We start from the raw sequence: 24,760 nt of genomic DNA, 5'->3' as shown, positions 1-24,760 counted from the left end.
TAAGTCAAAAAAGCGTTTTCTTGTAACAGAAATGAAACAATATGCGGATATAGTACTTCTTTTGTTACAAAACGATTCGGATTTGGGTAAGAATTTGTACATGAGGGAAATGCGTAACAAAAAGAGTGGTCTAGTAAAGTGACGGCATTCAAAAAATGTGGTTAGATGATGGCAGAACCATAAAAGATCAAGTGAAATTCTTCTTGTAATGAAATGTAGAAAGACAGGTGACTTGAATGAGTCAACAGACAGAACCGACAAAAAATTATACACTTCGTGAGCTCGAGACGAAGACGTTAAAAGAATTATATGAGATTGCCAAAGAAGTCAAAGTCCCAAACTTCCGAGAAGCGCGGAAACGTGAGCTCATGTTTCGGATTTTAAAATCACAGGCTGAATCAAAAGACTTATATTTCCTCGAAGGTATTTTAGAAATCATTCCACCGAATCCACAGTCACAGAATGATGGTGGGTTTGGATTCCTCCGACCGATCAACTATTCTCAATCTTCCGAAGACATCTATATCGCGGCTTCACAAATTCGTCGCTTCAATCTCCGAAATGGAGACCTCGTAACGGGGAAAGTCCGTAAACCGAAAGAGAATGAACGTTTCCAAGGTTTGTTAAGTGTTGAAGCAGTTAACGGAGAGTCGACGGACTCGACGCGTTCGCGTGATTACTTCCCGGCACTGACACCGATTTACCCGGAACAACAAATGGTGCTCGAAACAGAACCGACGCATCTTTCGGTTCGTGTCATGGATATGATCGCACCAGTCGGATTCGGCCAACGCGGATTGATTGTGGCACCACCGAAAGCGGGAAAAACCTCGCTTCTAAAAGAAATTGCGAATTCAATCACGACAAATCATCCAAACGTCGAATTGATCATTCTCTTGATTGATGAGCGACCAGAGGAAGTGACGGATATCCAACGCTCTGTACCGGACGCAGACGTGGCGTTCTCGACGTTTGATGAGACCCCAGAAAACCATGCACGTATTTCAGAACTTGTTCTCGAACGCGCGATGCGTCTCGTCGAGCATAAGAAAGATGTGGTCATCTTACTCGATTCCATCACGCGCTTGACGCGTGCGTATAACTTATCCGTTCCGCCGAGCGGACGGACACTCTCTGGGGGGATTGACCCGGCAGCTTTCCATAAACCGAAAAAGTTCTTTGGAGCGGCCCGGAATATCGAGGATGGAGGGAGCTTGACCATCCTTGCGACAGCGCTCGTCGATACCGGATCACGAATGGACGACGTCATCTATGAAGAGTTCAAAGGAACAGGAAACATGGAACTCCATCTCGACCGGAAATTGGCGGAACGTCGCATCTTCCCGGCAATCGACATTCGTCGCTCGGGCACTCGGAAAGAAGAGTTGTTACTCGGGAAGGAAGAACTCGATTCGCTTTGGACGATTCGCCGTACGATGAACGAGTCTCCAGATTTCGTTGAACAGTTCTTACGCCGTGTCCGTGAGACGAAAACGAACCTCGACTTTTTTGCTGCGTTAGAGGCGGATAAGAAAAAAAGACGACCGGTGAAAAAAACGAAAACAGACTTGTAAATCCTATAGTAGGGTGATATTATATTCTAGTGAACTTTCTCTAGGTTGAAAGAATACTTAGGGCCGAAGGAGTTGAAAAGCAATGAAACAAGGAATCCACCCAGAATACCGTAAAGTCGTATTCATGGACTCGACGACAGAATTCAAATTCATCACTGGTTCAACTCGTTACTCTAACGAGACAATCACGATGGAAGATGGAAACGAGTACCCACTCATCCGTGTCGATGTATCTTCTGATTCGCACCCGTTCTACACAGGTCGCCAGAAATTTGCATCTGCAGATGGTCGTATCGAGCGCTTCAACAAGAAATACCAACGTTAATCGTAAAGTTGTATGCTCACCGCCTAGGGATTGCCCTTGGCGGTTTTTTGTTACATTGACGCGGGTAAAGAGACGAAAGACTGTCATTAGGGGGCCTTTATGGAACTAATACTCATCAGCATCAGCTTGTTAATCGGAGTCGGGATCATGTCACAATGGCTGGCATGGCGTTATCAAATTCCGGCGATCATCATTATGACGCTCGCAGGGGTGTTGGCGGGTCCGATTCTCGGGCTGTTCGACCCGCGTGAACTATTAGGAGACTTATATAGTCCGATCATTTCGTTCGCGGTTGCCATTATCTTATTCGAAGGAAGTCTTGGACTTCATTTCAGCGAAATCAATCAGTTCCGGAGGTCGATTGTTCGCATCGTCACGATTGGAGTCGCGCTCTCATTTGTCGGAATGTCATTACTGATCCAATACGTCGGCGGGCTACACTGGGTCGTCGCCTGGACGATGGGGGCGCTCTTTGTCGTGACGGGACCGACCGTCGTCATTCCGTTATTACGACAGGCGCATTTAAAAGACCGTGTCGGAGCGATTTTGAAGTGGGAAGGCATCATCGTCGATCCGGTGGGGGCATTGCTCGGACTGTTTGTCGTCCGACTCGGTTACATCGTATATGAAGGGATGGACCTGTGGATGCAACTCCTCTTCGCCGGTGCATGTATCGTTGGGGTCGGACTCGGTTATTTGTTCGGACATCTCTTGATGGGGTGGTTCATTGCCGAAAAGGTGCCTCGTTATCTCCGTGCCTCGGTCACGTTGACAGCCGTCCTCGTGTTATTCTCACTCAGTGAGCTCATGATGCACGAAGTAGGGCTTCTTGCCGTGACAGCGATGGGGATGACGATGGCCAATACAAAACATCGTGATGAAGAAATCATTGAAGAATTGCAATCGTTTAAAGAAGACATTTCAATCTTACTCATCTCGTCTGTTTTCATCTTATTGACGGCATCCCTTTCTCGGGCCGAGCTGTTGAATATCTTCCAATGGCCACTTCTCTTGACGATTGCGGGCATTCTCTTCTTAGTTCGACCGGTGGCAATTTATTTGTCAACAATTGGAGGAGGTCTGCCGTTAGCGGAACGAGGATTCATTGGTTGGATTGCCCCACGCGGGATTGTCGCGATGACAGTTGCGGGATTCTTTGCTGAAGAGGTGGCGCATCTCGGAATTGACGATGCGAAACAAATGTTGCCGCTCACACTCGGACTTGTCTTCATTTCCGTTACGTTACACGGTCTCACGATTCGACCGCTCGCGCGGAAATTGAAATTAATCGATGAACAAAAAGAGGCGAACGCTGACGAATAATGGCTCATGTTCTTTCAAATAAGATTTGGGAGAAGTCAACCCTTTTCCTCAACTCGAAAGATAGGTATAATCGGTAAGCGATTATCGATGGAGAGGGCGAAGAATAATGATGCATGTGACGAACCGATATGGTTGGATTGAAGTGATTTGTGGGAGTATGTTTTCAGGAAAATCGGAGGAATTGATTCGCCGAGTCCGTCGTGCTCATTACGGGAAAATTCCGGTCCAAGTGTTCAAACCAGCAATCGACGACCGGTATCATGAAGAGAACGTCGTCTCACATACAGGCAACTCGGTCGTGGCAGTCCCTGTCGCGTCAAGCCAAGACTTATACGATGCCGTACGTGAAGAAACGCAGGTCATCGCCATTGATGAAGTGCAATTCTTTGATGAAGGAATCGTCGATGTCATCGAGCAACTTGCGAACGAAGACAAGCGCGTCATCTGTGCCGGACTCGATATGGACTTTCGGGGTGAGCCGTTCACGATGATGCCTGAACTGTTATCACGTGCGGAGTTTGTCACAAAGTTGCAGGCGATCTGTTTGTCTTGTGGGGCGCCGGCTTCACGGACACAGCGTTTGATTGACGGGAAACCGGCGCGCTATGAAGACCCGGTCATCTTGGTCGGTGCTTCCGAGTCTTACGAACCGCGATGCCGACATTGTCACGATGTACCGAATAAACCACATCCGGTCCGCCATACGGTGGTAGACTGATGAATCGACGGACCGCCCTCGGCGGTCCGTTTTTTTGCTATAATAGATAGAGTTTGATTTGACGGAGAAAGGACGGATCATCATGTTTGACCGTTTAAGTGTATTAGAAGATCGTTACATGCAATTGAATGAAATGCTCGCCGATCCTGAGGTACTCAGTGACTCGACGAAATTGAGACAATATTCGAAAGAACAGGCACAACTAGAGGAGACGGTACAGATGTATCGTCAGTATAAAGAAACAAGTGAAGCGTTCAAAGAAGCGAAGGCGATGCTTGAAGACCGGACGCTTGACGCAGACATGCGTGAATTGGCCAAAGAAGAGATGAACCTCCTCGAACCGGAAGTCAAAGAATTAGAAGCGAAGCTGCGGATTTTATTGCTTCCAAAAGACCCAAACGATGACAAGAACGTCATCGTCGAAGTCCGAGGGGCGGCAGGTGGAGACGAAGCGGCCCTGTTCGCTGGGGACCTTTATAAGATGTATACGCGATTCGCTGAACGTCAAAATTGGAAAGTGGAACTCATCGACGCGAACTATACCGAGCTTGGTGGATTCAAAGAGGTCACGTTCATGATCAATGGAGCAGGCGCCTATTCGAAACTCAAGTTTGAGAACGGTGCCCATCGTGTACAACGGGTTCCATCGACTGAATCGGGCGGACGAATCCATACATCCACAGCAACTGTAGCCGTTCTCCCTGAGGCAGAGGATGTCGAAGTCCACATCGATATGAAAGATGTACGGGTCGATACGTTCACCTCATCAGGTCCAGGAGGGCAATCGGTCAACACGACGCAATCGGCGGTCCGTTTGACACACATCCCGTCAGGACTCGTCGTATCATGTCAGGACGAGAAGTCGCAACATAAAAACAAAGACAAGGCGATGAAAGTACTTCGGGCACGTCTCTATGACAAAATGCAAAGTGAGCATATGGAAGAATTATCGGCACAGCGAAAATCGGCGGTCGGCACAGGGGATCGCTCCGAGCGGATCCGCACGTATAACTTCCCACAAAGTCGCGTCACAGATCATCGAATCGGCTTGACCCTTCAAAAGTTGGACCGTGTCCTAGCAGGTGAACTCGAAGATATTATCGATGCACTCATCATGGATGAACAGGCACGTCTGATGGAGGATGCGGAATGATGCGGATTGCCGCGCTACTCAAACAGACAGAGGAACGATTGCAAGAAGCCGGACGCGACCGAGCAGCTGCCGAATGGTGGCTCATGCATGTACTTCAAGTCGACCGGACGGGTCTCCTCGTCCGCCTATCAGATGAACTATCCGCGAATGAAGCCGAACGGTTCGAGGCGGGAATCGAGCGTTTACTGATGGGAGAACCGGTACAGCACGTGATCGGACATGCTCCCTTTTACGGGCGTTCGTTTGAAGTGAACCGGGACGTCTTGATTCCGAGACCGGAAACAGAAGAGTTGATCGATTGGGTGCTCGGACAAGTTCGCCATGTCGAGGATGATGAGATTGTCGATGTCGGAACGGGAAGCGGAGCAATCGCAATCACGTTGAGCCTTGAGCTCGGAGTACGCGTACAGACGGTCGATATTTCTCCGGAAGCAATAACGGTTGCAAAGCGGAATGCGGCAGCCCTTGGTGCGAATGTACGATTTTATGAAGGCGACGGGCTCGCCCCGATTGCGGACCGCTCGATTCGCGTTCTCGTCTCCAATCCGCCCTATATCGAGGCGGATGAGTTGTTGGATGAGACCGTCGTCGGCTACGAACCGCACCTCGCTCTCTTTGGAGGAACGGACGGACTCGACATGTATCGGCAATTGATTGCGGAGTCGGTGCGCGTCTTACGTGCCGATTGGCATTTGATTGCGTTTGAAATCGGGTATAACCAAGGACAAGATGTGAAATCATTCCTGTCTGAACGTTATCCTGAAGCAGAAACGGGTATTTTAAAAGATATAAACGGCAAGGACCGTATCGTCTATGCCGTAAGGGAAGGGATTGCGTATGGAAACGAAATGGATTAAATCGAATGAGATTGAAGAGGGGGTACGTCTTCTTCAATCGGGTGAAATCATCGCCATGCCGACAGAAACCGTCTATGGTCTCGCTGGAGATGCCATGAACGATGTGGCAATTCGCAAGATTTTTGAGGCGAAGGGTCGACCGTCGGATAACCCGCTCATCGTCCATATCGCTTCAATCGAACAAACGAGTTTGTTTGTCGATTCGATTCCTCCCGTTGCCAAACGCTTGATGGATGCGTTTTGGCCAGGCGCTTTGACGATCATCTTGCCTTCAAATGGCCGAGCCTCATCACTTGTGACCGCAGGCCTCGATTCCATTGGACTCCGGATGCCGAATCATCCGGCAGCACTCGAGTTGATTCGTAAGTCGGGGTTAGGACTTGCGGCTCCGAGTGCGAATCGTTCGGGACGTCCTTCACCGACGACCGCTCAACATGTCGCGGATGACTTGAACGGACGAATCGCAGGAATCGTGGATGGAGGTCCCACTGGAATCGGTGTCGAGTCAACCGTTGTAGATTGTACGGGAGATACGGTCACGATCTTACGACCAGGTGGCGTGACGCGAGAAGAAATGGAAGCTGTCATCGGACCGGTCGCCTTAGATGCCAACTTGAGCAACGATGAAGCCGCACCACGATCGCCGGGAATGAAGTACACGCACTATGCCCCAACGGCTCCTGTTTATCTAGTCGATGGCACACGCGAAGACCTAGCACGTGTTATCGAGGAGCGGAAGCAAGCGGGACTGCGGATCGGTGCACTCGTGTTCGATGAGGAACCGACACCGGCAGAGGTCACATATTCACTCGGGACCTCGATGGAAGTGGCGGCGCAGCGTTTATACGACGCGCTTCGTCGATTTGATGAAACAGATGTGGATGAGATTTATGTGAACACAATTGAACCGGTCGGGGTCGCACTAGCCGTCTATAACCGTCTATATAAAGCGGCGGGCGGAAAAATCGTGTACCCGACGAAAGATGCCTAAAGACATAGAGGAGGACACGCGATGTCAATGAAACGCGTATTATTCATATGTAGTGGCAACACGTGCCGAAGCCCGATGGCGATGGCCTTGCTCCGTTCGAAAATGACCGGGGACGAGTTTGATATTCGCTCGGCCGGTCTACGGACGATGCAAGGATTCGATGCTTCTGAAAATGCACTGCAAGTTCTCAGAGAACGAGGGATTGAACTTGACCATGTCACGCAGACGTTCGATGAGGTGTTAGGGAATTGGGCAGATATCATTTTGACGATGACGCGCGCACATCGTGAACAAATTCGGGATACATACCCGGATTTGTCGGAGCGGACGTATACGCTCTATGAATTCGTGACGGGGCTCGAGCGAGACATCAACGACCCGTTTGGAGGTTCGATGAATGTGTATCGCCAAGTGCGAAACGAACTCGAACCACTCGTGAATCGACTTGTGTTAAAATTAACGAATGATGGGTCAAAGGTGACGAAACCACCGAGACGCCTACCAAAGAAGACGGGGGAATGAACGAATGAAAATTGCAATTGGCGCCGATCACGGCGGTTTCAACTTGAAAAAAGAAATCGTAGCCTTGCTTGAGGATCTCGGACATGAGTATAAAGATTTCGGGACGCACTCGGCGGACTCGATTGACTACCCAGACGTGGCCATCCCGGTCGCGGAAGCAGTAGCGGCAGGTGAGTTCGATCGTGGGATTTTGATTTGCGGTACGGGAATCGGAATCGGGATTGCAGCGAACAAAGTCAAAGGAATTCGTGCGGCACTCGTCCATGATTCATTCAGCGCAAAAGCGACACGTCAGCATAACGACTCGAACATCATGACGATGGGCGAGCGTGTCATCGGACCTGGTCTTGCACTCGACTTGGTAACGACGTGGCTCGATACGGACTTTGAAGGCGGTCGCCATTCAAACCGTGTCGACAAGATGAGCGCTTACGAATCGAAGTGAGTCAAATGAAGACGGAACTTCTCGGATTATTAACGGAGCTTCACGAACGGTTCTCGTTGAATGATGAGCGCATTCTCGTCATCGGATGCTCAACGAGTGAAGTGCTCGGAAAAACGATTGGGAAGGCAGGTTCCATTGATGTCGCGAACGAATTGATGGAAGCATTCCTTGAATTGAAAGAGAAGACAGGTGTCCATTTGGCGTTTCAAGGGTGTGAGCATATCAATCGTGCCCTCACTGTTGAGCGCCGGACACTCAAACAGTTCGGCCTCACTGAAGTGACGGTCGTCCCTGTCCGTTCCGCGGGCGGAGCGATGTCCGAGAAGGCGTATGCGAATTTCGAGGAGCCATGCGTCGTCGAATCGATTCAAGCAGATGCCGGGATTGATATCGGCTCGACATTGATTGGGATGCATTTGAAGCCGGTCGCCATTCCGGTCCGGTTGTCATCGAAGCACCTCGGCGAAGCGTACGTCACGTTTGCGGTCACGAGACCGAAACTGATTGGTGGGTCACGGGCTCAGTATCCAAATAAATGAAGAAAGCATCGCATTTAGGTTTTTCGACCGAGTGCGATGCTTTTTTGTTCAAATTATAAATCTTCTCCAAAAAGATAGGAGATGACCATCGGGAAACGCTCGCGCCAGGCAAGCTCATTATGGACTCCTTCTTCAATCACTTCGAAGCGGATGTGTTCGACCTTGTCTTTTAACAAGTTGTACACGCGTTCGCTCGACTCACGATACATTTCATTTGTTGGGCCATTTTCAATCGGTTCCTCGACCTCTTTGGCGCCGACGTCCAAGTAAAGACGTTCCACTCCCTTCAAATCGCTCGCTTCAATCAATTGTTCCAGCTCGGTTTGGTTGAACCAAAATGCAGAGGACAGGGAAGCGACGCGTTTGAAGATGTCTGGATACACACAGGCTGCGTACACCGAGATGAGTCCACCCATCGAACTCCCCATCATCGCTGTCGCTTCCGGGATCGTCCGATAGTCAGCATCGATTTGAGGTTTTAATTCCTGCGCGATGTATTCGATATACGCCGAACCCTGCCCGCCGAGCACGATGTCACGACCGAGCAAGCTCTCCCCGATATAAGGGTTTTCCCATGGTCCATACTCATCAAGTCGTTGTTCGCCTGATGCACTATCGAGGGCGACGACAATCAAGTCGCGCTTCGAGGCGTCTAAATATTCACCGACGCGCCAGCTCATATTGTAGCTCGCATCCTCGTCATCAAAGCAGTTCTGTCCATCATGCATGTAGAGGACCGGATATCGTTTTTCGGACGTCTCATAGTCGGCAGGTGTGTAGATTCGGACCGTTCGTGTCCGTTCGAACGGTGTGATCGTCAGTTCTTTTGTCTCAATCATAAGTGGCCTCCTCACAGTTACATTCTTATTAATGATACCCAACTTTTCATCAGATTATTGCGATACCCAAAAAAACAAGCATGTGGTACGATGGGGGTGTTGATTTTTAGACATTTAGAGGGGGTCTTCACATGGTAAACACGACGAAGTTGAAAGTGCAGGATGCGGAATTGTTTGAGGCAATGCAACACGAGCTCGGTCGTCAGCGCGACAACATCGAACTCATCGCTTCAGAAAACTTTGTTTCAGAAGCGGTCATGGAAGCGCAAGGTGGCGTATTGACGAACAAATATGCCGAAGGATATCCGGGACGCCGTTACTACGGTGGCTGTGAGTTTGTCGACGTCGCTGAGAACTTGGCGCGTGACCGTGCGAAAGAATTGTTCGGTGCAGAACATGCGAACGTACAACCACACTCGGGTGCACAAGCGAACATGGCGGTCTACTTCACGGTGCTTGAAGCAGGAGATACGGTTCTCGGAATGAACCTGTCTCATGGTGGTCACTTGACGCACGGGAGTCCGGTCAACTTCTCAGGTGTGCAATATAACTTCGTCGAATATGGTGTAGACAAAGAGACAGAACACATCGATTATGACGTCGTCGCTGCACTTGCGAAAGAACATAAGCCGAAATTGATTGTCGCGGGAGCGTCAGCATACCCACGTACGATCGACTTCGCGAAATTCCGTGAGATCGCGGACAGTGTCGATGCTTACCTTATGGTCGATATGGCGCACATCGCTGGACTCGTGGCAGCAGGGCTTCACCCGAACCCGGTCGAGCATGCGCACTTCGTCACGACAACGACGCATAAGACGCTTCGTGGACCACGTGGCGGAATGATTCTTTGTAAAGAAGAGTTCGCCAAAGCGATTGACAAGTCGATTTTCCCAGGGATTCAAGGTGGCCCTCTCATGCACGTCATCGCAGCGAAAGCGGTCGCGTTCGGTGAGGCGCTCCAACCTGAATTCAAAGATTACCAGCGTCAAGTGATTGCGAATGCGCAGGCACTTGCGACAGGTCTTGAAGAAGAGGGACTCCGCATCGTATCGGGTGGAACGGACAACCACCTCTTACTCGTCGACCTTCGTGGCATCGACATCACAGGGAAAGCGGCCGAGCACGCGCTCGATGCAGCGGGAATCACGGTCAATAAAAATACGATCCCGTTCGACCCGGCATCACCATTTGTCACGAGCGGAATCCGTCTCGGTACGGCTGCGATGACGACTCGTGGTTTTAAAGAAACGGATATGAAAGAAGTGGCACGTCTCATCGGGCGTGTGCTCAAACAACATGAAGACGAAGCGGTACTCGCAGAAGCCCTTCAAGACGTGCAAACGTTAACGGCGAAGTTCCCGCTTTACCCTGAACGAGGCTGAGTCAATGGATATTCGGACACTAGCAGAACGAGAGCTATCCGAACTTCCCTTATTCGATATGACGGAATGGTTGGCTCGTAAAGGGGAATACGACCCGTCTTTCCGTCTTGTCGCCAGTGAATTCGGTGTCATCACGACGCTCCTCGACCATGGCTATTATGAAGAGGCGAGCGAACGCATCGTGCCGCTTCTCGGGATGAAAGTGCCGGCTGCTTTCCATCGACTAGGTCTTGCGCTAGAAGTAAAGGCGAACGGAAAAAAAGCGGCCAAGCGCCGCTTTCGTTCGTTCTCGTCGGCTGTCATCCAACATTCGGATTTAGCCGAATGGCGACAGGCGTTCAAGTTCGATAAGAAATGGCTCGGACTCCCGCTTGTCGTTGGTCTTGCAGCTGTAGCGCTCGTGTTTTGGCCAGATACCGAACCGCCAGTCGTACCAGTCGTGACGCCGAACGAATCGGATCAAACCGTTGTCGAGACGGTGACGGAAGAAGAAGCACTCGCAGAGCGCCTTGAAGAACTCGAGGCAGAAGTCGCTCGACTCGAAGAAGAGAATGAGAAGCTTCAAGAGTCGGACGAACAAAAACCGAAGGAATCAACGGAAGAGGCACAGGACACATCAACAGATGTTGTACCGCTGACCGAGGTAGAAGCACTCGTGCAAGACAAGAAATATGAGCGAGCTGATCAGTTGTTAGACGGGAAAGCAAAAGCTGGTCAAGAGCAGGCTGTCGGATTTTATCGACTTCTCGTCGATAACAAGTTAGAAAAAGCAGAAATCGCGGATTATGCGGCTTATATCGAGTCGTATCCAGAGTCCGGTTACAAAGCGGATGTCCTTTGGATGAAAGGGATTGCCGAGAAAAAAGCGAATGACCCGGCTTATCGTGAGACGTTGACGACCGTTTCCGAGATGGAAGGGACGTATTGGGCACCGATTGCCAAATCCGTGCTTGAAGAAGAATGAGGCGCTGCGTGAGCAGTGCCTTTTCTCATGGAATTCTAATGAAGTCCACCTTATATTCTCTTATTTACATCGTATGATGCGAGTAGGAGGAATGTATCGATGAAACGTATATTGAAGTCGATTGCAACTTTTCTTTTGGCGATTGGACTGATGGGAATCGGACTTGCCGGATTCTTCTTTTTCATTTCAACCGGTCAATCCAGCTTGTCGCAACTATCGTTAGCGGCGCTGGACATCGAACGGCAATTGGAGCGAGTGGACGCGAGTTGGGATGAGTGGGAAGATGGTCTCGAAAGACAAGTTGAATCCGCTATTCCAGAAGGAGTTCGTCTGTTTTTTGCGAATTGATTTCGGGAATTGAATAACAATACGTCGAGCGAGTCGCTCGACGTTTTTTTTCAAAGGAGTGAGCAGGATGCAGACGATTCTCGTCGTAGAAGATGATTCGAAGATTGCACGATTACTGGAGTTGGAATTGAAGCACGCCGGGTATGCCGTCGTTGTGGCGATGGATGGGCGTGTCGGTTTGGAGCGAGCTCTCGCCGATGATGTCGATCTCGTCTTGCTTGATGTGATGTTGCCTCAAATGAGTGGACTCGAAGTGGTACGTCGTCTGAAAGAAGAACGGCCGTTGTTACCGGTTCTGATGGTGACGGCTCGTGGCGATCGTTATGACAAAGTGAGCGGACTCGATCTTGGGGCAGATGATTACATCACCAAACCATTTGAAATCGAAGAAGTGCTCGCACGGATTCGGGCATTTTTACGTATGCGTCAGCTCGTTCACCAGGACCATTCCGAACAGGTATTGACGTATGAGACATTGACCGTTGACGTGAATCGTCATGAAGTATATTGCGATGGAAATAAAGTCGACTTGACTCGACGTGAATTTGACTTGTTGGTTTTCTTTTTAGCACACCCTGAACGTGTGTTGACGCGAGACCAACTCGTCGAACACGTGTGGGGATTTGACTATTATGGGGATACGAACGTCGTGGACGTCTATGTCCGGTATGTACGAAAAAAACTGATTGGTTCTTGGATTCAAACGGTTCGCGGTGTCGGCTATATGTTGAAGCGTGGTGAGTGACCGATGCTACGAACAAAAATTGCGTGGGCGATGACAGGGTTTATGCTGTTGCTTCTTCTCGTCTCCTTTGGCGTGACCTGGTTCGTCGCCAGACAGGAAATTGTCGATTCGCGTTTTGACGTGTTACTGCAGGCGTTGAATCTCTTGGAAGAAGATGTCCGGAATAGCGATGCGGTATTGTCGCTTCATGAGGACAGTGTCGTGTTAGAACGTCAAGAAAACGGCGAATGGGGAATCATCGCAGGAGAAGTGCCAGACGGAACGACGTTTCCCATCAATTACGGGGAACCGGCCCTCATCGATGATTGGTTTGTGGTCGCGACGACGGATGGACTAGCGTTCGGCTTTCAGGATCGAGATGTGAGCAATACGATTCAAGCACTCGCGACCATTTTTCTCGTCATGTTCTTCTTTGCCGTTCTCTTGACGTTCCTCGGGACGTGGTGGATTTTACGTCAAGGTCTGTCACCGTTACGCCGATTGACAGAGACGATGGAACGGATCACGGAGTCCGGTAAGTTAGAGACAATCGAAGTGGATGACCGACAAGATGAAGTGACGACTCTTTCGGACGGATTTAATCATATGATCGAGCGAGTCGAAGGGACGATGGAGCAACAACGTCGTTTCGTCGCCGATGTTTCACATGAACTCAAGACACCGTTGACCGTCATCGAGGGCTATGCGAAGTTATTACAACGATGGGGACAAGAAGATGAGAGTGTACGCGCCGAAGCGATTGACCATATTTTAACGGAGTCGCGTCAAATGCGAAATGATTTGATTGAACCTATGCTCGAATTGAATCGATTTGCTGCACTCGAACAGGTAGAGCGAGAAGAAATCGATTTAGCTGAACTTGGGGAATCAATAGGGGAACGTTTTTTGCGGTCGCACGGCGTCCATTTACCTATTGAAGCTACAGGAAGCTGGTTTGGTCATCGTGAGTCGTTACAGCGGATTCTTGTCATCCTATTAGACAATAGTTTGAAGTATGCGGAAGAGACGAGCCTTCATTTGAAGAGTGATCGAATTGAGGTACGCGATCGAGGACCGATTCTTTCGGATGATGTGAGGAATCGGCTGTTCGATCGATTCTATCGATTGGATGAAGCCCGTGATCGAAGTGGGAGTGGTCTCGGTCTCGCAATTGCGAAAGAAGTGGCGGACTTGAATGAGTGGACGATTGGAAGTGAATCGAATGATTCGGACGGCAGTGTGTTTTATCTGACTCGATGATGAATGTTTCGCACTTTCTCATCAACTTTTAATGAAACCTTAAATGGACTCTCACTCGAGAGGCTTATGATGAAAATAAGAAGAACACATCATAAGGAGGAAATGACCATGAAACGCATCGGCTGGATCATCGGAGCTTTACTAGCTGTCATGGCGATTGTAGGAATTGGATTTTATGTGAGTGGAAATCAGACGGACACAGTCATCGTGCCACAAGCAATGAATCAAGCGAGTGATGATCAATCAACGGACAACCCGGACGACTCCGCTTCATCGGATGACTCGAGTAACACATCAGATGACGCATCGCGAGTCGAGAGTGGGGACGACTATGAACTATATGGGACACTCGTTCAGTTATCGAAAGAAGATGTGACCATCAGTTTCAATGGAAAAGAATCGACGTATCGTTTAGCAGTGACTCATGAAATTGATGAGGATACACCGCAAGTGGGAGATCGGGTCAAACTTGAATTGAATCAAAAGGATGAAGTGAAGGAAGTAGACCGTGAGAGCGGAGACGAAGATTCTTATATTTACGGGACACTCGTGAAATTGACGAATCAAGATGTCACAATCAATATCGATGGAAAGGACAACACCTATTCACTAGCGGCACGTTCGGAAATCGATGAGGATACACCACGAGTCGGAGATTTCGTCAAACTTGAACTCAATCGAGATGGGGCGGTCATTGAAGTGGACCGTGAATCACAGGACGATCAATATGAGAAGGACGATTCTTCACAAGACGACTCATCTGAATCGGAAGATGAATACGAAAAAGACTAATACGGATACTTGAAAGAGCTGATCTATCGATCGGCTCTTTTTTGTAGCGGCGACTATGCGAAAGAATTCATCAGAAACGTAATAATTCTGAAATCATCACAAAAATAGGTTATATGTTATGATGTACAAGAAAAATTTAGGTGATTTTCACCGAATTGGGAATGAGGAGGGACATCAATGCGGTCGTATTGGGGAATCTTGCTCAGTTGTATCTTGTTGAGTGGATGTGGTACCGAGACGATGAACGCGATTGAGTTACGTCCATTGTCTTCCTATCGAGTCGAGCAAGATCCTGAGATAGCATTAACAGAACAGACGAAAAAACAATTGCTTACATATTGCGAGCGTCGTCCAACCGATGTATTGCCGACAAAGAGAGCGAAAGTGGCGGAAGTCACATTCCGTCACCCGCTATATGAAGTCCTCGGGTCTAAGACTGTGAAATATTTTGCCGCGGGGGACGAACGGTATATCACCTGTGCGAACAGCAGTCAATTGATGGAGCGGACGTTTGCTGTAGAATCCATTCCAGAGTTTGAAACTCTTGACGAAGAGCGATTCGAGGAATCGGAGATCGCCTCAACGATTGAGTTCGATCAAGTCAGTGATCTCAATCAACTTGCGAAGACGTTCAACTTGAATGATGGACACGAAGAAATTGTGGAGGATTCTGCTTTTCACTACACGACACCCGATACAGGAGCAATCTATGTAACGTTCGAGACAGTACGGGATGGACGTACACTCGATCCGATCATTGAACCGAAGTTATTTCCGTTTAAGAGTGGGGAAAATGAAGGGTATGTGTTTTTGACGAGCCGAGCTGATGATCGGCTCACCCTTCAAATCGGGGATGCGCCATCCCTGAAACAACTCGTGCTTCCCAATATGTTTGAGGCATCGTACATGAAAGTTGATCCGAAAGAGGAGGCGCTTTCTCTTGAAGGGGAACACCGTAAACTGATGAAACGGATTATCTTATCCGATCAACCGATTGTAGAAGACGTGGCTAACCAATCGTCACTAACCCTATCGAAAACATACGGAACCGTCCTTGAGATTTGGGGGCACGTTCGCCGGCCGGCCCTGAATAAGATGTCTTCGCGTCCAGCCGATGGGGAAACACGCCTTGCCGTTTTTGAGTCGAACCAAGATACCGTATGGTTAGACGGTCCAAAGACACAAGAGCTGTTTGATGCCTTATCTCATATTCAACCTCATGAGAAAGCCTCTACAGCTGTCAAAATCGGAGTCTTACATCTATATGAAGAGTTGACCGAACAATCCTTTGATGTATGGAAGACAGAGACGGAACTCTATGTGGTGGACCAACAGTCATCTAAAACGTATAAACTTCCGACAACCGATTATTTTCAAACCAACCAACCATAAAATGGCGTCTGACCTTTGTGAAAAAAGAAGTTGGCTCTACCCTTCTCAACTAAGTTAGGGTACAATGCTCGAGAGAGAATGAGAGAGGAGTGAAGCAAGATGGGAAAAGTACATGTTTATGACCATCCTTTGATTCAGCACAAAATGACGATTATGCGTAAAGTAGAGACGGGGACGAAGCAGTTCCGTGAACTCGTCGACGAAGTATCTTCACTTATGGCATACGAAATCACGCGCAGCCTACCCCTAACAGACGTAGAAATCGAGACACCGGTCTCTGTTTCCACTCAAAAGATGATTGCCGGCAAGAAATTGGGAATCGTCCCTATTTTACGTGCAGGACTTGGTATGGTGGATGGGTTCCTCAAAATGATGCCGAACGTAAAAGTCGGTCATATCGGTCTCTATCGTGACCCGGAAACGCTTGAGCCACACGAATACTATTTGAAACTTCCGACAGATGTCACAGAACGTGATTTTATCGTTGTAGACCCAATGCTCGCGACAGGTGGTTCGGCTGTTGATGCCATCGCCTCACTCAAAAAGCATGGCGCGAAGTCAATCAAATTGGCATGTCTTTGTGCAGCACCAGAAGGCGTAGAGCGTGTGCAAGCAGAACATCCGGATGTGGAGATTTATCTTGCGGCACTCGATGAAAAATTAAATGATCACGGTTATATCGTTCCTGGACTTGGGGACGCGGGTGACCGTTTGTTTGGTACGAAGTAAGTTTGATCCATGGGAATCGCCTGAGCGATTCCCATTTTTTTATGGGGATCAGCCTGGAATTTTTATCATTCAATTCGGTCACAAAATAGACACAAAAAAAGAGAAGTGAAGCATCGAATAAAGGTGTTCATTACTTAGTTTCTTCTTATTTAACTATTAGACAAAGAATATACGGGAGAGTGACGAGGAATCAATCCGCCAATTCGATGAATGAGATTACTCACAAAAAAATGGGCGAAATCGCTCGACATGTCAAAAACATCCTCGGTATACTGATACAGGACGTTGAAAACGATTTCAAAAAGTAGTCAACGACCGTTTCGTAACTCTTTGTGAACGTAAACGTTTACGGATTGAAATTTCCAAAACGTGGAGGTATAACTGAACTATTCTTCATCTGATTCCTTTTGTGAAATGTTATAAAGTCAACATTTTTATTTCAACGTTTCTTCACACTTTCTTTAAAAAGTGCTTTAAACGTTTAGTTTATGAAGTGCGGAAAACTATTGATATGACTTGATTTAAAGCGCTTTTATAATTGTGAAATCCATTGACTTCTTATACCATTTCCGTTACTCTGAACTTGTGTGACTTTTGGCGGTCACGCGAGTGTGAATTGATGAAAGAGAATCTAAGTTTGATTGTGTAAAAGGAGGTCGAGGATGGTGAAAAAAGACAATCGTTACCTATCCTACGCCTCGATTGCCTCTCAACTTTCAACCGCACTGGCAGGACCGATCGTCATTGGTTATTTCGTCGGACAATATGGCGTCAGACGAGAGTTTTGGGGAACATTTGGTTTGAATGCGTCGGTGTTTCTGGGGATGTTGTTCGGACTCATCGCGCTCGTACTCATTCTTCGGAGTTTATTGACAGGAGAGAACGAATGAATAATCAGGTGCAGGCAAATGTACATGCACAAAAGAGATTGATGAAGCGTTATACGATAGGGTTTTCGGTTTGGTTTACTCTTTTATTAGCCGTATCCTATGCGATTCCTCGATATGAATCCGTATGTTTAGGCCTTTTTATCGGTGGAGTGGCAAGTCTGATCATTTTACATATGCAAAATCGATCGGTTGTTCGAATGTATGACGTTATTGAAACGGGCAGACGCCCGAAATCACATGGGACTGTTTCAAGGATGGCAGTCGGTGTGTTGGCAGTGATAGTCGGTCTATTTTATGACGACCGGGTATCCTTGATTGCGGTGGTAACTGGTCTAATCGCCGGCCACATTATACAAATTGGCGAGTTTGCACTTGCCCAGCTCAGCAGGAAAAGAGGTGAATATTAATGAATCATGGGTTACCCACCTATTCTTTAGAACTTGGGGGCTATACGCTTTATGGCAGTTGGACAAACATTCTGACTGTGTTGATTGCGGCAGTTTTAGTCTTCTTATTCGCGGTGATTGGTACTCGAGCGCTTGCAATTAAACCAACGGGATTGCAAAACTTCTTTGAATGGTTTGCGGAGTTTGTCCGTGACATCATTTCAAGTTCAATGGATTGGAAGACCGGAGGACGATTTATTGCATTCGGTATGACACTCACCCTGTTTATTTTGATTTCAAACTTGATGGGATTACCATTTACGCTAATTAGCGGACATACGTTATGGTATAACTCACCGACAGCAGATCCATATGTCACGTTGGCCTTGTCGACACTCGTCGTTACAATGTCTCACTATTATGGAATCAAGCTTGTAGGATTCAAGCATTACTCACTCGAGTATGTGAAGCCGGTATGGTTCATGCTCCCAATCAAATTGATTGAAGAGTTTGCGAACACGTTGACGCTCGGTTTGCGTCTATACGGTAACATTTTTGCCGGTGAAATCATGATTACAATCATCTTAGGACTTGCGGTTACTGCAGAAAGTACATTAAACCCACTTGGGGCAGTATTTGCAATCTTCCCGATGGTGCTATGGCAAGGATTCTCGATCTTTATCGGGTTAATCCAGTCGTATATTTTCCTAACACTTGCCATGTTGTACATTGGGCACAAGGCAACTGTTGAGCATTGATCAAGCAAGTGACAAACAGCGTGAAGACAATAACTACTTATATTTTCTCTAGGAGGAACTTACAAAATGGAACAACTCAATCTTATTGCAACAGCACTCGTAATCGGACTTGGAGCACTTGGTGCTGGTATCGGTAACGGTCTTATCGTAGGTGGTACAGTTCAAGGACAAGCACGTCAACCAGAACTCAAAAACGAACTTCGTCAAACAATGTTCATCGGTATCGGTTTGGTTGAAGCCCTCCCGATCATCGGTGTGGCTGTCGGTTTCCTTCTCCTCAACTCTTGATTCCGAGTTAACGAGAACAACTTAAGAGGGAGCATGTCTCCCTCACTTATTTAGTCAAGAGGAGGGTATGCATGGATACGATGATGATTGCAGCGGAAGCAGGTCATGAAGGCCTTCGCGTCCTAGATATGATCTTTACACTTGTCACATTCCTCGTACTCTTGGCCCTGTTGAAGAAATTTGCTTGGGGACCACTCCTTGGAATGATGAGACAGCGTGAAGAGTATGTAGCGAATGAAATTGAGCTCGCTGAAAAGAGCCGCAAAGATGCGGAAACATATGTCGTTGAACAACGTGAAGCACTTAGTGCGGCACGTGTTGAATCGAAAGAAATGCTCGATTCAAGTCGTCGACAAGCAGAAGCTGAACAGGCACGCTTGGTGGAGCAGGCGCGCATGGAAGCAGAACAAATTAAAGTCGAGGCAGAAAAAGCGATTGATCGCGAACGTGAACTTGCGAAACAAGCGCTTCAAACCGAAGTCGTCACACAAGCGATTTCGGCAGCACGCCACGTCCTTCAGTCTGACCTTAAAGGCGACGAAGCGAAACAACGTGCCCTCGTCACAGACTTCTTGTCTAAGGCGAAAGGCGCTAACTAATGAACGGATCATTAGCAAAACGTTATGCCAAAGCGCTCTTCGACTTAGCGCGCGAACAAGAGATGCTCGACCAAGTCGAAGCGGAAGTGCGCCTGCTCGATGAAGTGCTCCACGCGACGCCTGAATTGATGAACGTATTGACGAATCCATCATTCAGCGACAGCGAGCTTGCACAGCTGTTAAAAGATAGCTTTGGTGATATGACGGCAATCGTATTGAATACGTTGCTTGTGATGGTCGAAAACGATCGTGCTGAAGAAGTACGGGCGCTCCCACACTTTGTCCTTGAGTACATCAACGACTTCCGTGGAATCGCAGAGGGTATTGTCACGAGTGCTTACCCATTATCAGAATCAGACTTAAAAGACGTCGAACTCGTCTTCGGAGAGAAGTTAGGTAAGACGCTCCAGTTGAAAAACGTCGTCGATGAACAAGTCATCGGTGGACTTCGTGTCCAAGTCGGATACACGACGTACGATGATACAATCGAAACGAAATTGACACGCCTTGAGCGTGAATTGTTGAATGCGTAAGAAATAGGGGTGAATTCAATGACAATCAAAGCTGAAGAAATTAGCGCCCTGCTAAAAGAGCGAATCGCTTCGTACGGTTCAGACCTCGAAGTCAGTGAGACAGGTACTGTCATTCAAGTAGGTGACGGAATCGCTCGTGCACACGGTCTCGATAACGTTATGGCGGGGGAACTCGTAGAGTTCTCGAACGGCGTAATGGGCTTGGCGCAAAACTTAGAAGAAGGTAACGTCGGGATTATCATCCTTGGCGATTACAAAGGCATCAAAGAAGGCGACGCTGTCAAACGTACAGGTCGCATCATGGAAGTTCCAGTCGGTGAGGCACTCCTCGGACGTGTCGTCAACCCACTCGGACAACCAATCGATGGTCTTGGACCAATCGTGACTGACAACTATAACCCGATCGAGCGTAAAGCTTACGGCGTTATGGCTCGTAAATCGGTTCACGAACCACTTCAAACAGGAATTAAGGCGATTGACGCCCTCGTTCCAATCGGTCGTGGTCAGCGTGAGTTGATCATCGGTGACCGTCAAACAGGTAAAACATCGGTTGCGATCGATACGATCATTAACCAAAAAGAAGAGAACATGATTTGTATTTACGTTGCGATCGGTCAGAAAGAATCGACTGTCCGTGGCGTAGTTGAAACGCTTCGTCAAAACGGCGCACTCGACTATACAATCGTTGTTTCGGCATCGGCTTCACAACCGGCACCACTTCTTTACCTCGCACCATTCGCGGGTGTATCGATGGGTGAATACTTCATGGACCGTGGGCAACACGTCCTCGTTGTTTATGATGATTTATCGAAACAAGCGGCAGCTTACCGTGAGCTCTCGCTCCTTCTCCGCCGTCCTCCAGGCCGCGAAGCCTATCCAGGGGATGTCTTCTACCTCCACTCACGCCTTCTTGAGCGTGCAGCGAAGTTGAACGACGAACTCGGCGGTGGTTCATTGACTGCACTTCCGTTCATCGAGACACAAGCATCGGATATCTCAGCATATATCCCGACAAACGTTATCTCGATCACGGATGGTCAGATCTTCCTTCAGTCGGACCTCTTCTTCTCTGGGGTACGCCCAGCGATTAACGCCGGTCTCTCGGTATCGCGTGTAGGTGGTTCGGCACAAGTAAAAGCGATGAAGAAAGTTGCTGGTACACTTCGTCTTGACCTCGCATCATACCGTGAGCTCGAAGCGTTCGCTCAGTTCGGGTCAGACCTTGACAAAGCAACGCAAGCGAAGTTGAACCGTGGTCAGCGCACAGTTGAAGTCTTAAAACAAGACTTGAACGCACCGCTTTCTGTAGACAAGCAAGTCATCATCATCTACGCACTCACGAAAGGTCATCTCGATGACATCCCAGTCGAAGACGTACGTCGTTTCGAAAAAGAAATGAACGCATGGCTCGACCAAAACCGTGCAGATCTTTGTCGCGAAATCCGTCAGACAGGAAACCTTCCTTCAGACGAGGCAATGATCGATGCAATTACGGAATTCAAAAAGACGTTCTCGCCATCGGTTTAATCCGGTGACGAGCGTCTATTAAGGTGGTGAATCGAAATGGCATCATTACGTGAGATCCAGATGCGGATCACCTCGACCCAAAGCACGAAGCAAATCACGAAAGCGATGAACATGGTGTCGGCATCGAAGTTGAACCGTGCCCAAGGCAACAACGCCAACTTCAAACCGTACATGAACAAGTTGCAAGAAGTCGTCTCGTCGATCGCCGGCGGTACGTCAGGTGCGACGCACCCGATGCTTCAAGTTCGTCCCGTTAAACGAACAGGCTATATCGTCATCACGTCAGACCGTGGTCTTGCCGGTGGGTATAACGCTAGTGTCCTTCGTGACGTCTATCGTGAACTCAAGGCAAACCATAACTCGACAGATGAGTATCGTCTCTATGTCATCGGGAAAGTCGGTGTTCAGTTCTTTAAATCACGCAACATTCCGGTGTATAGCGCGATGACAGGATTGAACGACCAACCATCTTTCGTGGAAGTATCTGAAATCGTTAAACAGACGGTCGGTGCTTTCAGCGAAGGCGAGATTGATGAATTGAAGCTTTGCTACAACTCATTCATCTCGGTCATCAGCCAAGAAGTGAAGATTCAACAATTGCTCCCGCTCGGGAATATCGAATTATCTGCATCTAATGTGGTGTACGAATACGAACCAGAAGAAGACACGATCTTAGCGGCGCTTCTTCCGCGGTATGCGGAAGGACTCATCTATGGTGCGTTACTCGATGCGAAAGTATCGGAGCATGCAGCTCGGATGACGGCGATGTCGAATGCGACAGATAATGCGGATGAACTTATTCGCGGACTCAAGCTCAAATTCAACCGCGCGCGTCAAGCAGCGATCACACAAGAAATTACAGAGATTGTCGGAGGTGCGGCGGCGCTTGAATAAGGCGCACGCCCTCTAGATTGTAGGAGGCTAACACGATGAACGAATACGGCATGAAAGGCCACGTAGTCGCAGTCATGGGCCCAGTTATCGACGTTAAGTTCGAAAACCACTTACCAAACATCTATAACGCCCTTAAAGTCACACACGTTGCGACTTCATCGGAAGATGTCAGTGTTGACTTGACGCTCGAGGTAGCTGTTCACCTTGGCGATGATACGGTCCGTACGATTGCGATGGACTCAACCGACGGCGTTCGCCGCGGCATGGAAGTAATTGATTTAGGATCACCGATTTCAGTACCGGTCGGAGAAGCGACATTAGGACGCGTCTTCAACGTACTCGGTAACCCAATCGATGATAAAGAAGTGGCGGCAGACGTGCTTCGGTCACCAATCCACCGTCAAGCACCAACATTCGATGAGCTTTCAACGAAAGTTGAAATCCTTGAAACAGGGATTAAAGTCGTCGACCTTCTCGCACCATACATCAAAGGTGGTAAAATCGGCCTCTTCGGTGGTGCCGGTGTAGGGAAAACCGTCCTCATCCAGGAACTCATTAACAACATCGCGCAAGAGCACAGCGGGATTTCTGTATTCGCAGGAGTCGGTGAGCGTACGCGTGAAGGAAATGACTTGTTCCACGAGATGACGGACTCAGGCGTTATTAAACAAACAGCAATGGTATTCGGTCAGATGAACGAACCACCGGGTGCACGTCTTCGTGTTGCCTTGACTGGTTTGACAATGGCAGAATACTTCCGTGATGAGCAAGGACAAGACGTTCTTCTCTTCGTTGATAACATCTTCCGTTTCACACAAGCAGGTTCTGAGGTATCGGCCCTTCTCGGACGTATGCCATCAGCGGTAGGTTACCAACCAACGCTTGCGACTGAAATGGGTATGCTTCAAGAGCGAATCACATCGACTGCAAAAGGATCGGTTACATCGATTCAAGCGGTTTATGTACCAGCCGATGACTATACGGACCCGGCTCCAGCAACAACGTTCGCTCACCTTGATGCAACGACTAACCTTGAGCGTCGTCTCTCTGAGATGGGGATCTACCCAGCCGTTGACCCACTCGCTTCAACATCACGTGCCCTTTCTCCTGAAATCGTAGGCGAAGAGCATTATGCTGTTGCGCGTGACGTTCAACAAACGCTACAACGCTACAAAGAACTCCAAGATATCATCGCAATCCTCGGAATGGATGAATTATCAGAAGACGACAAACTCACGGTACACCGTGCACGTCGTATTCAGTTCTTCTTGTCGCAAAACTTCCACGTGGCCGAGCAGTTCACTGGTCAAAAAGGTTCGTATGTACCGGTCAAAGAGACTGTACGCGGCTTCAAAGAAATCCTCGATGGTAAACACGATGATCTTCCAGAAGATGCATTCCGTCTTGTCGGTCCAATCGAAGACGTCATCGAAAAAGCGAAGACGTTGGTCTAAGACCTACGCGGAAGGGGGAAACTAGACGATGAATACACTTCACGTCAACGTCGTCACCCCGGATGGTGCAGCCTTCGAAGGTGAGGCACGCATGGTGATTGCACGCTCGGTCGCAGGTGAAGTCGGGATTTTACCGAAACACGTACCGATGGTAACACCACTGGATGTCTCAGTCCTCAAACTGCGCCACGAAGATGGTGGACGCACGCTGATCGCAATCAGTGGCGGTTTCATGGAAGTTCGTCCCGACACGGTGACGATCTTAGCTGAAACAGCCGAAATGGCGGACAAGATTGACTATGACCGCGCATCTGCGGCGAAAGTTCGGGCTGAGCGCCGTCTCCAAGACACAAAGCTCTCAGAACTCGAATTCCGTCGTGCAGAACTTGCGCTCAAAAAAGCAATCAACCGCTTGAGCATTCGCGAGATGAACGATTAAGTAAGCACTCCCACACCAAAGTGTGGGAGTTTTTTTTGTTCTCACGAAAGATAGGTCTTTGGTCGCACTCCTAAATGGTCGGACTAGTAAAAAATATAGGAAAGAAAGCCGA

29 protein-coding genes are annotated in these 24,760 nt (G+C 48.5%); 28 read left to right on the top strand and 1 reads right to left on the bottom strand.

The window, feature by feature from the left end; all coding sequences use genetic code 11:
• Positions 1-236 precede the first annotated feature (236 nt).
• From rho to KNO94_RS11430, 10 genes are all read left to right on the top strand, one after another.
• Positions 237-1,574 carry a transcription termination factor Rho gene (gene rho, locus KNO94_RS11475; protein ID WP_214742113.1) on the top strand — a complete coding sequence of 446 codons (1,338 nt, stop codon included), beginning with the start codon at positions 237-239 and terminating at the stop codon, positions 1,572-1,574.
• A gap of 82 nt (positions 1,575-1,656) precedes the next feature.
• Positions 1,657-1,899 (top strand): type B 50S ribosomal protein L31, encoded by a 243-nt coding sequence (locus KNO94_RS11470; RefSeq protein ID WP_012727387.1) that lies wholly within the window; start codon positions 1,657-1,659, stop codon positions 1,897-1,899.
• Between the two features lie 99 nt (positions 1,900-1,998).
• Positions 1,999-3,222 carry a cation:proton antiporter gene (locus KNO94_RS11465; RefSeq protein ID WP_214779818.1) on the top strand — a complete coding sequence of 408 codons (1,224 nt, stop codon included), beginning with the start codon at positions 1,999-2,001 and terminating at the stop codon, positions 3,220-3,222.
• Between the two features lie 106 nt (positions 3,223-3,328).
• A complete protein-coding gene (locus KNO94_RS11460; protein WP_214779816.1) occupies positions 3,329-3,940 on the top strand; it encodes a thymidine kinase in 612 nt (203 codons plus the stop codon).
• A gap of 82 nt (positions 3,941-4,022) precedes the next feature.
• Positions 4,023-5,093 (top strand): peptide chain release factor 1, encoded by a 1,071-nt coding sequence (gene prfA, locus KNO94_RS11455; RefSeq protein ID WP_078147952.1) that lies wholly within the window; start codon positions 4,023-4,025, stop codon positions 5,091-5,093.
• Positions 5,090-5,950: a peptide chain release factor N(5)-glutamine methyltransferase gene (gene prmC / locus KNO94_RS11450; protein WP_483299175.1), complete on the top strand. Its 861-nt coding sequence runs from the start codon at positions 5,090-5,092 to the stop codon at positions 5,948-5,950. The genes prfA and prmC overlap by 4 nt, the downstream gene beginning before the upstream one ends.
• On the top strand, positions 5,931-6,941 hold the full coding sequence (locus tag KNO94_RS11445) for an L-threonylcarbamoyladenylate synthase (protein ID WP_214779814.1): 1,011 nt from the start codon (positions 5,931-5,933) through the stop codon (positions 6,939-6,941). Before prmC ends, KNO94_RS11445 begins: the two co-directional genes overlap by 20 nt.
• A gap of 21 nt (positions 6,942-6,962) precedes the next feature.
• On the top strand, positions 6,963-7,463 hold the full coding sequence (locus KNO94_RS11440; RefSeq protein WP_012727381.1) for a low molecular weight protein arginine phosphatase: 501 nt from the start codon (positions 6,963-6,965) through the stop codon (positions 7,461-7,463).
• A gap of 4 nt (positions 7,464-7,467) precedes the next feature.
• Positions 7,468-7,908: a ribose 5-phosphate isomerase B gene (gene rpiB / locus KNO94_RS11435; protein ID WP_214779805.1), complete on the top strand. Its 441-nt coding sequence runs from the start codon at positions 7,468-7,470 to the stop codon at positions 7,906-7,908.
• Positions 7,905-8,447 (top strand): TIGR01440 family protein, encoded by a 543-nt coding sequence (locus tag KNO94_RS11430; protein WP_214779803.1) that lies wholly within the window; start codon positions 7,905-7,907, stop codon positions 8,445-8,447. The genes rpiB and KNO94_RS11430 overlap by 4 nt, the downstream gene beginning before the upstream one ends.
• Before the next feature lie 53 nt (positions 8,448-8,500).
• On the opposite strand, the gene KNO94_RS11425 is transcribed toward KNO94_RS11430, so the two are convergent.
• A complete protein-coding gene (locus KNO94_RS11425) occupies positions 8,501-9,286 on the bottom strand; it encodes an alpha/beta hydrolase (RefSeq protein ID WP_214779801.1) in 786 nt (261 codons plus the stop codon).
• A 131-nt stretch (positions 9,287-9,417) separates the two neighbouring features.
• Between KNO94_RS11425 and glyA the strand changes: the two genes are divergently transcribed.
• The 18 genes from glyA (at position 9,418) to KNO94_RS11335 (ending at position 24,648) form a co-directional block, all read left to right on the top strand.
• Positions 9,418-10,671, top strand: coding sequence for a serine hydroxymethyltransferase (gene glyA / locus KNO94_RS11420; RefSeq protein WP_214779799.1), 1,254 nt, complete (start codon positions 9,418-9,420; stop codon positions 10,669-10,671).
• Between the two features lie 4 nt (positions 10,672-10,675).
• Positions 10,676-11,635 (top strand): hypothetical protein, encoded by a 960-nt coding sequence (locus tag KNO94_RS11415; RefSeq protein WP_214779797.1) that lies wholly within the window; start codon positions 10,676-10,678, stop codon positions 11,633-11,635.
• 99 nt (positions 11,636-11,734) lie between these two features.
• Entirely contained in the window at positions 11,735-11,983 is a 249-nt protein-coding gene (locus KNO94_RS11410) for a hypothetical protein (protein ID WP_214779795.1), read from the top strand.
• Positions 11,984-12,050: 67 nt separating this feature from the next.
• Positions 12,051-12,728 (top strand): response regulator transcription factor, encoded by a 678-nt coding sequence (locus KNO94_RS11405; protein WP_214779793.1) that lies wholly within the window; start codon positions 12,051-12,053, stop codon positions 12,726-12,728.
• A 3-nt stretch (positions 12,729-12,731) separates the two neighbouring features.
• Entirely contained in the window at positions 12,732-13,967 is a 1,236-nt protein-coding gene (locus KNO94_RS11400; protein ID WP_214779791.1) for a sensor histidine kinase, read from the top strand.
• 108 nt (positions 13,968-14,075) lie between these two features.
• Positions 14,076-14,759: a hypothetical protein gene (locus KNO94_RS11395; RefSeq protein ID WP_214779789.1), complete on the top strand. Its 684-nt coding sequence runs from the start codon at positions 14,076-14,078 to the stop codon at positions 14,757-14,759.
• Between the two features lie 177 nt (positions 14,760-14,936).
• Entirely contained in the window at positions 14,937-16,151 is a 1,215-nt protein-coding gene (locus KNO94_RS11390) for a hypothetical protein (protein WP_214779787.1), read from the top strand.
• 99 nt (positions 16,152-16,250) lie between these two features.
• A complete protein-coding gene (upp, locus tag KNO94_RS11385; protein WP_012727364.1) occupies positions 16,251-16,880 on the top strand; it encodes a uracil phosphoribosyltransferase in 630 nt (209 codons plus the stop codon).
• A 662-nt stretch (positions 16,881-17,542) separates the two neighbouring features.
• Positions 17,543-17,770 carry a hypothetical protein gene (locus KNO94_RS11380; protein ID WP_214742092.1) on the top strand — a complete coding sequence of 76 codons (228 nt, stop codon included), beginning with the start codon at positions 17,543-17,545 and terminating at the stop codon, positions 17,768-17,770.
• The gene (locus tag KNO94_RS11375; protein ID WP_214742091.1) at positions 17,767-18,177 is read left to right on the top strand and encodes an ATP synthase subunit I; all 411 of its coding nucleotides are present in this window, start codon (positions 17,767-17,769) and stop codon (positions 18,175-18,177) included. Before KNO94_RS11380 ends, KNO94_RS11375 begins: the two co-directional genes overlap by 4 nt.
• On the top strand, positions 18,177-18,914 hold the full coding sequence (atpB, locus tag KNO94_RS11370; RefSeq protein WP_214779785.1) for a F0F1 ATP synthase subunit A: 738 nt from the start codon (positions 18,177-18,179) through the stop codon (positions 18,912-18,914). Before KNO94_RS11375 ends, atpB begins: the two co-directional genes overlap by 1 nt.
• Before the next feature lie 66 nt (positions 18,915-18,980).
• Positions 18,981-19,202, top strand: a complete 222-nt coding sequence (atpE, locus tag KNO94_RS11365; RefSeq protein ID WP_214742089.1) for a F0F1 ATP synthase subunit C — start codon at positions 18,981-18,983, stop codon at positions 19,200-19,202.
• 71 nt (positions 19,203-19,273) lie between these two features.
• Complete coding sequence (gene atpF / locus KNO94_RS11360; RefSeq protein WP_214742088.1) at positions 19,274-19,801, top strand: F0F1 ATP synthase subunit B; 528 nt, start codon at positions 19,274-19,276, stop codon at positions 19,799-19,801.
• Positions 19,801-20,334: a F0F1 ATP synthase subunit delta gene (locus KNO94_RS11355; RefSeq protein ID WP_214779783.1), complete on the top strand. Its 534-nt coding sequence runs from the start codon at positions 19,801-19,803 to the stop codon at positions 20,332-20,334. The genes atpF and KNO94_RS11355 overlap by 1 nt, the downstream gene beginning before the upstream one ends.
• 18 nt (positions 20,335-20,352) lie before the next feature.
• Complete coding sequence (atpA, locus tag KNO94_RS11350) at positions 20,353-21,861, top strand: F0F1 ATP synthase subunit alpha (protein ID WP_214742086.1); 1,509 nt, start codon at positions 20,353-20,355, stop codon at positions 21,859-21,861.
• 36 nt (positions 21,862-21,897) lie between these two features.
• Positions 21,898-22,755, top strand: a complete 858-nt coding sequence (gene atpG, locus KNO94_RS11345) for an ATP synthase F1 subunit gamma (protein WP_214742085.1) — start codon at positions 21,898-21,900, stop codon at positions 22,753-22,755.
• Between the two features lie 35 nt (positions 22,756-22,790).
• The gene (gene atpD, locus KNO94_RS11340; RefSeq protein WP_285800718.1) at positions 22,791-24,209 is read left to right on the top strand and encodes a F0F1 ATP synthase subunit beta; all 1,419 of its coding nucleotides are present in this window, start codon (positions 22,791-22,793) and stop codon (positions 24,207-24,209) included.
• 28 nt (positions 24,210-24,237) lie between these two features.
• Positions 24,238-24,648, top strand: coding sequence for a F0F1 ATP synthase subunit epsilon (locus tag KNO94_RS11335; protein ID WP_214742084.1), 411 nt, complete (start codon positions 24,238-24,240; stop codon positions 24,646-24,648).
• Positions 24,649-24,760: the final 112 nt, after the last annotated feature.

The sequence above is a fragment of the Exiguobacterium sp. s22 genome (genome assembly GCF_018617455.1).
Classification (GTDB): Bacteria; Bacillota; Bacilli; order Exiguobacteriales; family Exiguobacteriaceae; genus Exiguobacterium.
The sequence above is the reverse complement of the archived record's forward strand: the minus strand, read 5'-3'. Positions and strand labels throughout refer to the sequence as shown.